Here is a 13,024-nt window from a genome sequence, read left to right as displayed (position 1 = left end):
GAGGACGGCGTGTCAGTCATTACTTCTTCGACAGAAACACCTTCCGACGATTGGCGTCAGCGGCTCGACCAGTTGCGCGACTATGCTTGGCCTCACGCCAAGCCCCATTGGGAGCCGATTCACGCGGGGAAGACTCCGGAAACGCCGGAAGTCCCTTCCCATGACCCTGAAACGGCTGAAATCACTCTGGCGATCACGCCACCCTCGAGGCCGGAACCGGCGGTGGTTGTCGAGCCGATCTTGCGTCCCGCCACGAGCAACCCGCTTGGGTCGATGGTCGCGACCGAGTCGCGGGTGAGGCCGTCGACGATGCTGCGTTCCGCCATGGTACCACCGATCGTCCGGCGAATCTTGCGGGAGTACGCCCCTCAGTGGCGCTCGCTCACCAGATGCTTGGAACGGGGTTGCGCGGCCGACGCGGTACGGACGCTGATCGTGTCGGGAACCCGCCGGCGAACGGGCAGCACCAGTGTCGCGATCGCGCTGTCTTGGGCTTTGGTCCATCACACGGGGCGAAATGTCCTCTTGATGGATGCCGACTTTTCGCAGCCTTCTCTCGCGGATCGACTTCAACTTCCTCGGCGGGCGGGCTTGGAGCGACTGGTCGAGTCATCGTGCCCTCTTCGGGACGCTCTGATCGGACTCGACGACCCGCCGATCACCCTGCTGACGTTGGGTAAGAGGCTGGAGTCTCCATCGCAATTGATCGGTGAGCCACGCTGGTGGAACACGATGGCGCAACTGCGCCAGCAGTTCGATCTGGTCGTGATGGACGTGGGGGCGTTGCTGGACGAGCCCAACCCCGCGCTCAGCGTCCCGAGCATCGATGCGGCGCTCTTGGTCAGCCGCCCGTCGAAGCAGTCCGGCTCCTGCCTTTCCGAATCGCTGCAATCGCTCAAGCGACGACGTGTTCGCTGCCTCGGCGTGATCGAGAACGGCATCAGCATGTAGTCGCATCGTCCCTTTCCTTACCCCGTCGCCCGAATCGGGATCCTCTCGCCTAGGATTCCGGTGTTCCAGGGGGTGATGATTCATAGAACATCCCGGATGGTCGCGGCGCCCGCAACGCTTTCACCAACTTGGATGGTCGCCCGCGTCGGGAGGGACGTTCGTTCGCGATGGCGGTAGCAAAGCTCGCGCTTGAAGACGGAACTGTGCTCACGGGAGAGTCCTTCGGTGCCGAGGGCGAAACTCTCGGAGAAGCCGTCTTCAACACTTCGATGACTGGTTATCAGGAAATCCTGACCGATCCCTCCTATCACGGTCAGATCGTCACTATGACCTATCCGCAGATCGGCAACTACGGCGTCAATCGTGACGACGTGGAGTCGCCGAGGCCTTTTCTCAGCGGATTCGTGGTCCGAGAGCTCGCGAAGCGTCCGAGTAACTATCGGCACGATCAGCGGCTTGAGGACTACCTCGCCGAACATGGGGTGATTGGCGTGCAGGGAATCGACACGAGAACGCTCGTGTTGCGGATCCGCCGCCAGGGCGCCATGAAGTCCATCCTCTCGACGGTCGATCTGGATGACGCCAGCCTCGTGGCCAAAGCCCGCGAGAGCCGAGGCCTCGTCGGTCGCGATTTGGCCCGCGAGGTGATGACCGAGGGCGTCTCGCAGTGGACGACCCAGAGTGGCGAGTGGCAATTCATCAAGCCAAGCGGCTCGACGGCCGAGTCGGGAGCTCCCTACCGGGTCGTCGCCCTCGACTTCGGGATGAAGTGGAACATCGCTCGATGCCTCAGCGAGTCGGGCTGCGCCGTGACCGTGGTTCCCGGCACCACGCCGGTCGACGAGATTCTCGCGCTTGAACCCGATGGCATCTTCGTCTCCAACGGCCCGGGCGATCCCGAACCAGTGACCTACGGTGTCGAAACGCTTCAGAAGCTCATGGGCGAGGTGCCGATCTTCGGCATCTGCCTGGGCCACCAGTTGCTCGCGCTGTCGCTCGGCGCCAAGACCTTCAAGCTGAAGTTCGGGCACCGCGGGGCGAACCAGCCGGTGCTGAACCAGCGGTCGGGCCGGGTGGAGATCACGACACAGAATCATGGATTCGCGGTCGACGCCGCCACGCTCCCCTCGGAGGTGGAGGCGACCCACATCAATCTCAACGATCAAACTCTCGAGGGGCTCCGTCACAAGACCCTTCCGGTCTTTTCGGTCCAGTACCATCCGGAAGCGAGTTCGGGACCTCACGATAGTGCGTACTTGTTCGGCGAATTCATCGAGATGATGGATGCGGCGCGCAAGCGGGACATGACTTGCCGAGGAAACGCGAGATAGCCAGATGGCCACGACATGCGTCGTAGGACTGCAATGGGGCGATGAGGCCAAGGGCAAGGTCGTCGACCTCTTGACCGCCAAGCACGACATGGTGGTCCGCTTCAACGGAGGGGCCAACGCCGGGCACACGGTGGTGGTCGGCGAGAAGACCTACAAGCTGTCGCTGGTTCCCTCCGGCATGATCGAGCCGGGCAAGGAATGTGTCATCGGCAATGGGGTCGCGATTCACCCCCCGTCGCTGGTCAGCGAGATCACCCAACTCCAAGAGAAAGACGTCGAGATTGACGGTCGGCTGCAGATCAGCGACCGGGCCCACGTCATTCTTCCCTATCACACCGCGTACGAACGACTGCTCGAGGTCGAGGCGGGCAAGTCGGCGATCGGCACCACCGGTCGCGGCATCGGCCCGTGCTACGCCGACAAGGCGCTACGGATTCACAGCGTACGGATGGGCGATTTCGTTTCTTCCGATCGCTTGCGCGAACGCCTCGTGGACATCGTTCCGTACAAGAACAAGTTGCTGCGAGCGCACACGAGCGACATCGAACCGCTCGAAGTCGACAAGATCGTCGAGGACTATAGCGAAGCGGCTCGCTTTCTCGAGCCCTACGTCACTGATACGTTCTGGTCGCTGCAACGGTCGCTCGACGCGGGCAAGAGTATCCTCTTCGAGGGTGCCCAGGGGACGCTGCTGGACATCGATCACGGAAGCTATCCCTATGTCACCAGCTCGAACAGTTCGGTCTGCGGACTGTCGAGCGGCTGCGGTGTCCCGGTTCGCCGGGTCGATCGTATCATTGGGATCGTCAAGGCCTACACGACGCGGGTGGGAGGTGGGCCTTTCCCGACGGAACTGCTCGACGAGAAGGGCGAGCACATCCGGGTCGAGGGCCGCGAGTTCGGAACCGTGACCGGCCGTCCGCGCCGCTGCGGATGGTTCGACGCGGTCGCCGCCCGCTACACGGCGTTGCTCAACGGCTGCGATGTTCTCGCGGTCATGTTGCTGGACGTGCTGAGCAAAATGGATGAGATCTCCATCTGTGAGGCGTACGAGATCGATGGCGAACGGACGCGCGAATTCGCGGTGCCGCTCGATCGCTTGGCTCGCTGCCGGCCGATCTTCCGGACGCTACCCGGCTGGAAGAAAGACATCCGCGAGTGCCGCGAGCTCAGCGACCTGCCGAAAGAGGCCCGAGCCTACCTCGACGCGATTTCCGAGGAAGTCGGCGTTCCGATCGCCCTCTGCTCGGTCGGCCCCGCCCGTCGCGAGACGATCCACATCGACTAACATTCTAATGGGTAAATTCGCCGACCAAGCGCCGAGGTGTTTTCACCTCGATGTCTTCCGGGTGTCATGCCCCCTCTTGCGTGGGCATGCGGGGAGTGTTTGCTCCTCCGATCAGACGTTCGCACCGGGATCGCGTAGGTCAGGCATTCCTCACCTCTCCCGCGGGGAGAGGTCGGCGAGCGAAGCAAGCCGGGTGAGGGGACGGAACGCACGGGATTGCCGGGTGATTGGTTTAAGTGAAGCCCCCTCACCCCTAACCCCTCTCCCACGGGGAGAGGGGAACAAGAGGCTGACTCTCCCACGGGGAGAGGGGAACAAGAGGCTGGGTGCCATGCCCCCTCTTGCGTGGGCATGCGGGGAGTGTTTGCTCCTCCGATCAGACGTTCGCACCAGGATCGCGTAGGTCAGGCATTCCTTACCTCTCCCGCGGGGAGAGGTCGGCGAGCGAAGCAAGCCGGGTGAGGGGATGGAACGCACGGGATTGCCGGGTGATTGGTTTAAGAGAAGCCCCCTCACCCCTAACCCCTCTCCCACGGGGAGAGGGGAACAAGAGGCTGACTCTCCCACGGGGAGAGAGGGGAACAAGAGGCTGACTCTCCCACAGGGAGAGGGGAACAAGAGGCTGGGTGCCATGCCCCCTCTTGCGTGGGCATGCGGGGAGTGTTTGCTCCTCCGATCAGACGTTCGCACCGGGATCGCGTAGGTCAGGCATTCCTTACCTCTCCCGCGGGGAGAGGTCGGCGAGCGAAGCAAGCCGGGTGAGGGGATGGAACGCACGGGATTGCCGGGTGATTGGTTTAAGAGAAGCCCCCTCACCCCTAACCCCTCTCCCACGGGGAGAGGGGAACAAGAGGCTGACTCTCCCACGGGGAGAGGGGAACAAGAGGCTGACTCTCCCACGGGGAGAGGGGAACAAGAGGCTGACTCTCCCACAGGGGGAGAGGGGAACCTTAGTGCCTGACACGTAGGCCTAGATGGACGACGACGGCTGATCGGCGATCGTCAACGATGACCGTGGGACGAGATGGAATCCCGAAGGAGATTTGGGTGCCTGCAACGGAGTCGGAATCCCAGGAACAAACACTCGAGCGTTTGGGCTTGGAGCCGGAGAGCCTGCCGCGACACATCGCGGTGATCATGGATGGAAATGGTCGATGGGCCCAACAGCGCGGCTTGCCCCGGATCGAGGGGCATCGGCGAGGCGTCGGTAGTGTCCGCCGGACGGTGGAGGAGTGCTGCCGATTGGGGATCGGCCAATTGACGCTTTACTGCCTGTCGCAAGAGAACTGGAAACGGCCGCGGCTCGAACTCGACCTTCTGATGGAACTGCTTCGTCGCTACCTGATCGACGAACGCGACACCATCATGAAGAACAACGTCCGGTTGCAAGTGATCGGTCGCCGGGAGGGCCTTCCTCCCGAGGTGATCGACGAGATGAACCGCACGCTGGAGATGAGCCGCGACAACGACGGCATGGTGCTCTGCCTGGCGATCAACTACGGCGGCCGAGCGGAGATCGTCGACGCCGTCCGCGAATTGAGCCGACGTGCCCGCGACGGGCAGCTCGATCCCGAGGATGTTGACGAGACGATCATCGCGGAAGCGCTCTACACGCGGGACATGCCCGATCCGGACCTGTTGATTCGGACCGCGGGGGAGCAGCGGGTGAGTAACTTTCTGCTCTGGCAGATCTCCTACGCCGAAATTTGGGTCGCGAGTGTCTGTTGGCCGGAGTTCGCCGAGGAGCACTTGCAGCAGTCACTTGTCGACTTCGCCCGTCGGGAACGCCGCTACGGTGGCCTCAACGGGTGACGCGTCGTCGGCGTCGCGACTTGGGGCAACGGTCGACTTTCGAGTCGATGCCTTGTGCGAACGGTTATTCGAATGAGAATGAGAAGCGTCCCCGGCATGCCCACGACTAGTGACATCCGGCACGAGGCGCTCGGCGTGTGATCGTTCGTATCATGCTGATGCCAGCCTCGGTCATTTCCCTTTCTTCGCTAGAGTGAATCCAGGAGAGTTGACGTCCCTCTTGTCGGTGTCGTTCCCAATGGCGAGAAAGAGACTTCTGGCGTCGATTCTCGCGTGAGGGCATCGAGGTGGGATTTCCATTTTCCCCGGCAAGCGTCGCGAGGAAATGGAGAAGGGCTCGCCTTGCCGACGGGTTGCCGTAGAACTGGCTGCACTCATTTGATGGTATCAATGGTCGGCCGGCGTGGTGATCGGCCGACGGACGGATCTCAAAAGCAGCGCCTGCGCATGCGTCGGGCCTGGGCACGTTGACGGATGTTGAATCACCGCTTGCTCTTCGGGCTGTTGATGACGTGTGGCGTCTTGGCGATGCTGGCGGTCGACAACCTCCTTGCCCCGTACTACCCGCTGCTCGGCGTCGTGGCGCTGCTGGCGACGTGGTTCGCCGCCCGTGAACTGGCGCAGATGATGCAATGTGTGCCGGTGGCGGTCAAGCCCTGGTTCGTGATCACCGGCTGCTTGCTGATCATCGGCTCGGCCTGGCTCACCCCTTGGCTGGGACCGGGGGGGACATCCACCATCGTGGTCGCGGCGTTCCTCTTCGTCTTCTTGTCGATGGCGGCGCTGTTGATCTCGGCGTGGGAGTATCGCGAACCCGGCAACTCGCTGATCGTCATCGCGGGGCATGTCTTCTCGCTTTTCTACATCGGATTCCTTGGCGTTTTCATCGCGGAGCTTCGCTGGCATCCGGGAGGCCCGATCGCGGGGGCGCTCGCGGTCACGCTGGCGGTGTTCACCCCAAAGTGTTGTGACATCGGTGCTTACTTCACGGGTCGCTACTTGGGGCGGACGAAATTGTCGCCTCGGTTGAGCCCTGCGAAGACCTGGGAAGGAGCGGCGGGAGGCGTGGTGGCCGCCGTCGCTATTGCATTTGTCGTGGCTGCCGTGGGAAAATGGATCATGGGCGTGGAGGTGCTCGATCCCTTCTCCGCCCTGGGGTTCGGCTTGGCCCTTGGCGCTGCCGCCCCCGTGGGAGATCTCATGGAGTCGCTGATCAAACGCGAATGCCAACACAAGGATGCGTCGTCGCACATTCCCGGGTTCGGAGGAGTGCTCGACGTGATTGATTCGGTTCTCTTTACCGGCCCGCTGGCCTACCTTTTCCTGATCGGGATTCAGTAGTCCCGTCGCGGAGGTCCACACCCAACGAGAGCATGGCACAACTAACACTCGACAACATCGAACGTGACGAGGCGCTGGCGCTCTTGGGCAACGGCGATGCCCATTTGCGGCTGCTGCGAGAAGCGCTCGGGGTCAAGGTCGTCGCCCGCGGCGAGACGATCAGTTTGCACGGGACCGAGGAGCAAGTAGATCTGGCTCGAAAGATCTTCGACCAGATGCGCTCCCGCTACAAGCGGACTCGACATCTCTCCGTCGACGATCTGCGGTTCTATTTGAGCAGCGCGGTCTATGCCGAAGGGGCTTCCGGGAGCAACCGCAAGCCGGCGGCGCGCGAGATCGTCGGCCCGATGCGACGCCTTTGGGCCCGTACCGCGGGGCAGAGTCAGTTCATCGAGGCGATGCGCGAACACGATCTGACCTTCTGCATCGGCCCGGCCGGAACGGGAAAGTCGTTCCTCGCGGTCGCGGCGGCCCTCGAGGCGCTGCACCAAGGGCAGATCAAGCGGATCATCCTGGCGCGACCGGCAGTGGAGGCGGGCGAGAAGCTCGGGTTTCTCCCCGGCGACATGGAGGCGAAGGTCCATCCCTACTTGCGGCCGCTACTCGATGCGCTGCGGGATATGCTGGACTTCCACCAGGTGCGTTCCTACCTCGATAATGAGGTGGTCGAGGTCGTGCCACTAGCATTCATGAGGGGACGAACGCTCAACGAGTCGTTCGTGATTCTCGACGAGGCCCAGAACTCGACGATTCCCCAGATGAAAATGTTCCTCACGCGGCTCGGCAACGAGTCCAAAGCGGTCGTCACGGGGGACGTGACCCAAGTTGACCTGCCGATGGGGACGACCAACGGTCTCTCCGACGCGGTGCATCGTCTAGGAACGCTCGATGGGGTCGCGCTGGTGCGAATGGACAAGGGGGACATCGTCCGTCACCCCTTGGTCCAGGCAATCGTGAACGCCTATGAGTTGACGGAAGGGGATTCGGAAGGTTCCGAGTCGCCCGGGCCGGAGCCTCAAGGCCAATAGGAGCCATTGGGTCCAGGGAGCGCGTCGCGCTCGGGACCCGAGTGATGTTAGGTCGCCTTTTCTCCTTCGGACGCAAGCGTCGCCCGACCAGTCGCGGGGAGTCATCGCGTCTCAAGAAGACGAATTCACGTCCCGAGCGTGGCTTGAGCAAGTATTTGCTCCAGCTACTCATCGGCGCGCTGACCGTCGTTGGGACGTCGGTGTTGGTGAGCTACGGCGGAATCCCATTCCCCTTCCGCGCCGGCGATCGCGCCGAACGCGAGATCCGCCTCAAGACCGGTCTGAAGATCGCCAACGAGACGAAGACCCGCAACGAACGCGAGGCGGCCGCCAGCGAGACGGCGCTCGAGTTCATTCTCAACCCGACCCCCTACATCGACCTGAAGGAAGAGCTCTTCGAGTTGCTCGATGCGGTCGCGTCGCAGTCGGACTACGAGAAGCTCGGGGCGGAGCGGTCGGAATGGAACCTCGGCCTCGATCAGTTCAAGAGCCTCCGCACCCTCGTGCCCGATCGGCACGCGCTGTTCAACGTCGAGATGAAGCTCGACAAGGTCTTCGAGCCTTTCCTGAGTGAAGGGGTGCTCGACGAGACGACACTTCCCCCCGAGGGCAAACGCAACGCGACGGTGATCTCCGTGCATCGGTTCAGCGTCGACAACTCCGAGCGTACCTCTTTCATCAATCGCAAGGATGTGCTCAAGCAGGAGTGGATCAAGCCCGACGGCCGACTGCACAAGCTGCTCGAAGAGGAGTGGCCCAGCGACAACGGCGACATCGCCGACACGCTGTTCAACCTTATCGTCCCGACGCTCAACGCGAACTTGGTCTACGACGCGGCCCGCACCGATGATGCCGCCAAGCGTGCCCGCGAGGGCGTGCCGGAGGTGCTCGACGAGTATCCCAAGGGCTACCTGGTGGTGCCGCAGGGAGCGACGATCAACGACGTGCAGCTTCGGTTCCTGCGGGCCGAGCATGTCGAGTTCATGCGGACGACGTCGATCTACCGCAAGGCGTTGCACTTCCTCGGCCAGATACTCATTGTCCTGGCGCTGGTGGTGACGACCGCGTTCTACCTTTGGAGCTACGAAGAGCGGATCATCCGCGAGCCGAGTCGGTTGGCGCTCTTGTGCGGGCTCTTCATGTCGACGGTCCTCTTCGCCAGACTCCTAAGCACCGCCCCGTACGAAGGAGAGATCCTACCGATCGCGGTGACGTCACTCTTGCTCGCGATCGCGTACAACCGGGGGCTGGCGCTCGTCGTCGGATTCTCGCTGTCGCTGCTGGTTTCGGTGACGGTCAGTCATCCGATGACGCAGTTCGTCGTCATGGTCGGCGGGACCTCGGCGGGTATTCTCGCCCTCGACTCGGTCCGTTCGCGGACGAAGCTGATCAAGGTCGGCTTCATCGCGGGGATCTCCTACGCGCTACTCTCGGTGTCGATGGACTTGCTGGTCAACCAGCCCTGGCCGTTGATGCTCGAAGACGCGGCGCGGCGGTTCGGTTGCGGACTGATCGCCGGGTTCTTGATGACGGGCAGTCTGCCCTTCATCGAGTCGGTCTTCGGCATCGTCACCGACATCAGTTTGATCGAACTGGCCGACACGAGCCATCCGCTCTTGCAGCAACTCGTGCAGCGGGCTCCCGGCACCTACAATCACAGCGTGACGGTCTCGATCATCGCCGAGACCGCCGCGAAGAAGATCGGGTGCAACTCGCTGTTGGTCCGCGTCGGGGCGATGTTCCACGATGTCGGCAAGATGCTCAAGCCGCAGTACTTCATCGAGAACAAACAGGCCGACGAACGCAACCGCCACGATCAGCTCGCGCCCGCGATGAGCACGCTGATCATCATCGGCCACGTCAAGGACGGCGCCGACCTCGGTCGGCAGCACCATTTGCCGCAGCCCATTCTTGACATGATCGAGCAACATCACGGCACCACGCTCGTCGATTACTTCTATCATGAAGCGACTCGGGAGATGCAGGCGTCCGACACCGCCGACGAGACCGTCGAGGAGTCCTCGTTCCGCTATCCGGGGCCGAAGCCGCAGCACAAAGAGGCAGCGGTGCTCATGCTTTCGGACTGCGTCGAGAGCGCGAGCCGGGCCCTGAGCGAACCGACCCCCGCGCGGATCGAGAAGCTGGTCCACAGTTTGGCCCTCAAACGGTTGCTCGATGGGCAACTCAGCGAGTCGGGGTTGACGCTCGAAGAAGTGAAAATGATTGAGGACAGTCTCACCAAGTCCCTCATCGCGGTGTACCATGGACGGATCAAGTATCCCGATCGCGATCGGAATGCGAGTTAACCTTCCGGCAAGGAAGGGCATTGAGTAGCACAGAGGGGCGAACGTGTCGATTCGATCGCCGCGCCGACACGAGAGAGGCGGATGATCAACGTCGATATCGCCGATCGTCAAGATTCGCTTGGCGTCGATGACCAGTGGTTTGTCGGACTGGCTCAGCACGTCTTGGAGGCCCAGGAGGTCTCGGCGGCGGAAATCAGCATCGCGCTGGTGGGAGACCAAGAGAGTTGGGATCTCAACCGGCGCTACCTTGAGCACGATTTTCCGACCGACGTGATCACCTTTCCGCTCTCGGAGCCGGGCGAGCCGCTTCACGGCGAACTGGTCGTCAACACCGACTACGCCCGTCGCTCGTCGGAGGACTACGATTGGTCCGCGTTCATGGAACTGGGCCTCTACGTCGTCCACGGTATCTTGCACTTGTGCGGCTACGACGATCACGAGGAATCGGACGCGGCGGCCATGAGCGAACGGCAACAGTCGTTGCTCCACGCCTATCATGAAAAGACCGGTCGCGACGGGTCTCGCTCGTCGTCGCTGCCGACGAACAACAAGGGACATCATTCCCTCCCGGAATAAGGACGCATGGCCAACCTGATCTTGCTTGTCGTACTCATCATTGCCATCGTCGCCTTGCGACTCTCGGCGTTCGCCCTTCATCATTTTTCGAGAGCTCGCTTGGAGCGATACTGTGCCGATCGCAACCTCGAGCGGTTCAGCACCATTCTCGCGCTCGACGACGAAACGGTCATGGCGATCTATTCCTGGACCTGGCTCTTCCTCGCGGGAGGCGCCTTGCTCTTGGTCGACATGTCCTTGGAAGGCGATATCCAAGCCGGTTGGTTATTGATCGTCGGTATGTTCGGTCTTTGGCTCGCCTTCGTCACGTTCGACCTTCTGTTGGCGCGGCCGCTGGGGGAGCTCTACGCGGAACGCATCGTCTACCACGCCTGGCCCGCGCTGACGGCGTGTCGCTTGATGATGTGGCCGATCGTCGTGACGGGGCGGCTGTGCGATCGCTTGTGCCGCTGGTTCGGCGGCGTCAACGATGAAACGATCACGCCGCTGCACGAGGAGATCCTCACCGTCGTCAACGAGGGGGAACGCGACGGGATGGTACTCGCCGAGAACGCCGCGGACATGATCGAGGGTTTGATCGAGCTGCACGAGTTGGCGGTCTCGGAAGTCATGACGCCGCGGACGTCGATGGTGATGCTGCCACAGTCGGGGACGATCGAGGAGGCGCGGCAGCTCATCTCGGAGAAGGGGCACTCCCGAATTCCAGTCTTTGGGGCCAGTCGCGACGACATCGTCGGGATCATCCACGCCAAGGACCTCCTGCCGCATCTCTCCGATGAAGGGGCCAAGTCGCAGCGGATCGACTCGCTCGAGTTGCGTCAGCCCGCTTACGTCCAGGAGACCAAGCAAGTCGATCTGCTCTTGCGAGAGTTCCAGCGCGAGCGGCTGCATCTGGCGATCGTGCACGATGAGTATGGTGGCGTCGCCGGCTTGGTGACGATCGAGGACATCCTCGAGGAGATCGTGGGCGAGATCGCCGACGAGTACGATCCCGCCGAGATTCCCAGCGTCCACCGAATCAGCGACGACGTGCTCGAGATCGACGCGAGTTTGCATGTCGACGAGGTCAACGAGATCCTCGAAGTGAACATCCCCGAGGACCAGGACTTCGACACCCTCGGTGGTTACGTGCTCGAGTTGCTGGGCCACGTTCCCATCAAGGGGGAATCGGTTCGCAACACGCAGGCGGTCTTCACCGTCCTGGAAATCCGCCGCCGAATGATCCGGCGCGTCCGCGTCGAACGCATCACCGAGGACGGCAAGGTCAAACGCTCCCAACCGACCGGCTAGTGCACTGGTCCATCGAAGTGTTAGGGTGCCAATGGCTGCTGGTCAGCCAGTGCCGAAGGGTTGGGGGCACACCAACACCACTTCGAGTTGGAACAGACCACTAGGCAGTGAGTGAACCAACGGGGACACTCGTGTTCGGTTTCCTTCTCCCTCGGGGACAACGCCCCGAGGCATGCATCCACTTCTTTCCCGGTTGACACGCCATGATCAGCGATCAGACCGATGCGTTCGTGATCCGTTCGGTCGACTTTAGCGAAACCAGCAAGGTCGTGACCCTCTTTTCCCGCGATCTCGGCAAGCTGAGCGTGATGGCGAAGGGGGCTCGTCGTCTCAAGAGCAGTTTCGAGGTTGCTCTTGACCTACTTTCCGTCTGTCGTATATGCGTTCGACGCAAAACCACCGCTGAGTTGGATCTCTTGACCGAAGCGAAGCTCTTGGAGCGTTTCGACGGACTCCGTCGGAACCTCGGGGCACTTTACGCGGGTTACTTCATCGCGGAAGTGCTCAATGGGCTGACGGGGCGCCACGACGCGCACCCGGTCTTGTACGACTCGAGCGTGGAAACCTTGCGGCGGCTCGGGCAGGGGGAGGATCGGCAACTCACGCTGATCCGGTTCCAGCTCAAGCTGCTGAAGGAACTGGGATACGCTCCGATTCTGACTCACTGCTCGATCTCGGGCGCGGAAGTGGGACTGTCGGAACGCATGGCTTACAGCGTGGCCGCGGGAGGACTCGTCCATCCCGACGAGGCGAGGAATCGAAGCGGCTGCATGACGATTCAAGGGGCGACGGTTCAGGCGTTGCGGGTGTATTCGGGGGAGACGGAAGCCGCCGAGCGTCTGGTACCGAGTCAACGCGGTCGGGACGAGATGTGGCGTCTGCTCCTCGCGACGGTCGCCACGCACTTGGGACGGATGCCGAAGATGGTCGCGATGCTCGACGCCTCATGAAGGTGGGGGCATTCGGCCGATCGAGAAGAGACCAGAGCGGTTCTCGCGGGGGATCCCGAGAGGACTTTCGGGGCGAAGGAACGCCCTCCGACGAGTCGGACGCAGGGCACGGGGAGTTTCAATCGTGAAGTTGGCCGTCGTACTGTTGCGC

Annotated in this window: 10 protein-coding genes; all 10 read left to right on the top strand. The window is 62.2% G+C overall.

What is annotated here, in order from left to right; genetic code table 11:
* Window positions 1-9: 9 nt before the first annotated feature.
* The 10 genes from Pan216_RS19365 to recO all read left to right on the top strand — a co-directional run bounded on the left by Pan216_RS19365 (window position 10) and on the right by recO (window position 12,873).
* Window positions 10-951 (top strand): tyrosine-protein kinase family protein, encoded by a 942-nt coding sequence (locus tag Pan216_RS19365; RefSeq protein ID WP_145260472.1) that lies wholly within the window; start codon window positions 10-12, stop codon window positions 949-951.
* Window positions 952-1,118: 167 nt separating this feature from the next.
* Window positions 1,119-2,282: a glutamine-hydrolyzing carbamoyl-phosphate synthase small subunit gene (gene carA, locus Pan216_RS19360; protein WP_145260470.1), complete on the top strand. Its 1,164-nt coding sequence runs from the start codon at window positions 1,119-1,121 to the stop codon at window positions 2,280-2,282.
* A 4-nt stretch (window positions 2,283-2,286) separates the two neighbouring features.
* Window positions 2,287-3,570: an adenylosuccinate synthase gene (locus tag Pan216_RS19355; protein WP_145260468.1), complete on the top strand. Its 1,284-nt coding sequence runs from the start codon at window positions 2,287-2,289 to the stop codon at window positions 3,568-3,570.
* A 1,047-nt stretch (window positions 3,571-4,617) separates the two neighbouring features.
* A complete protein-coding gene (locus Pan216_RS19350; RefSeq protein ID WP_419192739.1) occupies window positions 4,618-5,382 on the top strand; it encodes an isoprenyl transferase in 765 nt (254 codons plus the stop codon).
* 474 nt (window positions 5,383-5,856) lie between these two features.
* Window positions 5,857-6,723: a phosphatidate cytidylyltransferase gene (locus Pan216_RS19345; RefSeq protein ID WP_145260464.1), complete on the top strand. Its 867-nt coding sequence runs from the start codon at window positions 5,857-5,859 to the stop codon at window positions 6,721-6,723.
* Between the two features lie 32 nt (window positions 6,724-6,755).
* Entirely contained in the window at window positions 6,756-7,751 is a 996-nt protein-coding gene (locus tag Pan216_RS19340; protein ID WP_145260462.1) for a PhoH family protein, read from the top strand.
* A gap of 44 nt (window positions 7,752-7,795) precedes the next feature.
* Window positions 7,796-10,057, top strand: a complete 2,262-nt coding sequence (locus Pan216_RS19335) for an HD family phosphohydrolase (protein ID WP_145260460.1) — start codon at window positions 7,796-7,798, stop codon at window positions 10,055-10,057.
* 81 nt (window positions 10,058-10,138) lie between these two features.
* Window positions 10,139-10,633: an rRNA maturation RNase YbeY gene (gene ybeY, locus Pan216_RS19330; protein ID WP_145260458.1), complete on the top strand. Its 495-nt coding sequence runs from the start codon at window positions 10,139-10,141 to the stop codon at window positions 10,631-10,633.
* A gap of 6 nt (window positions 10,634-10,639) precedes the next feature.
* Window positions 10,640-11,923 (top strand): hemolysin family protein, encoded by a 1,284-nt coding sequence (locus Pan216_RS19325; protein WP_145260456.1) that lies wholly within the window; start codon window positions 10,640-10,642, stop codon window positions 11,921-11,923.
* 203 nt (window positions 11,924-12,126) lie between these two features.
* Window positions 12,127-12,873: a DNA repair protein RecO gene (recO, locus tag Pan216_RS19320; RefSeq protein ID WP_145260454.1), complete on the top strand. Its 747-nt coding sequence runs from the start codon at window positions 12,127-12,129 to the stop codon at window positions 12,871-12,873.
* The last annotated feature ends 151 nt before the right edge of the window (window positions 12,874-13,024 follow it).

Origin of the sequence: Kolteria novifilia, from assembly GCA_007748055.1 — a bacterium.
Classification (GTDB): domain Bacteria; phylum Planctomycetota; class Planctomycetia; order Kolteriales; family Kolteriaceae; genus Kolteria; species Kolteria novifilia.
Note: the sequence above shows the minus strand (reverse complement) of the source record. Positions and strands in the feature narration are given on the sequence as shown.

What these genes read in the sequence shown, in the direction of transcription:
- carA (WP_145260470.1), top strand. Translation starts at nt 1,119, where the DNA reads ATGGCGGTAGCAAAGCTCGCGCTTGAAGACGGAACTGTGCTCACGGGA.
- Pan216_RS19355 (WP_145260468.1), top strand. Translation starts at nt 2,287, where the DNA reads ATGGCCACGACATGCGTCGTAGGACTGCAATGGGGCGATGAGGCCAAG.
- Pan216_RS19345 (WP_145260464.1), top strand. Translation starts at nt 5,857, where the DNA reads ATGTTGAATCACCGCTTGCTCTTCGGGCTGTTGATGACGTGTGGCGTC.
- Pan216_RS19340 (WP_145260462.1), top strand. Translation starts at nt 6,756, where the DNA reads ATGGCACAACTAACACTCGACAACATCGAACGTGACGAGGCGCTGGCG.
- Pan216_RS19335 (WP_145260460.1), top strand. Translation starts at nt 7,796, where the DNA reads ATGTTAGGTCGCCTTTTCTCCTTCGGACGCAAGCGTCGCCCGACCAGT.
- ybeY (WP_145260458.1), top strand. Translation starts at nt 10,139, where the DNA reads ATGATCAACGTCGATATCGCCGATCGTCAAGATTCGCTTGGCGTCGAT.
- Pan216_RS19325 (WP_145260456.1), top strand. Translation starts at nt 10,640, where the DNA reads ATGGCCAACCTGATCTTGCTTGTCGTACTCATCATTGCCATCGTCGCC.
- recO (WP_145260454.1), top strand. Translation starts at nt 12,127, where the DNA reads ATGATCAGCGATCAGACCGATGCGTTCGTGATCCGTTCGGTCGACTTT.